Below are 449 nucleotides of genomic sequence, written 5' to 3' on the forward strand. Positions count from 1 at the left end.
CACAGGCCCGTCACGGGGACGAACAGCATGAAGAAGTGCAACCAGCGCTTGTTGGAGAAGGCGATACCGAAGATCTGGGACCAGAAGCGGTTCGCCGTCACCATAGAGTAGGTTTCTTCGGCTTGAGTGGGCTCGAAGGCGCGGAAGGTGTTGGCACCTTCACCGTCTTCAAACAGGGTGTTTTCCACCGTGGCACCGTGGATGGCGCACAGCAGCGCACCGCCGAGGATGCCGGCGACTCCCATCATGTGGAAGGGATTGAGAGTCCAGTTGTGGAATCCTTGGAAAAACAGGATGAAACGGAAGATTCCGGCCACGCCGAAGCTGGGGGCGAAGAACCATCCCGACTGTCCGAGGGGATACATCAGGAAGACGCTGACGAACACCGCGATGGGGCCGGTGAAGGCGATCGCGTTGTAGGGACGGATTCCCACCAGACGGGCGATTTC

Annotated in this window: 1 protein-coding gene; it reads right to left on the reverse strand. The window is 59.2% G+C overall.

From position 1 onward, the window contains the following. Positions 1 to 449: photosynthetic reaction center family protein (locus tag AC0QHF_RS00065; protein ID WP_473113488.1), on the reverse strand; the 449-nt coding region annotated here is incomplete at both ends.

The sequence above is a fragment of the Lyngbya sp. CCY1209 genome, from assembly GCF_055795065.1.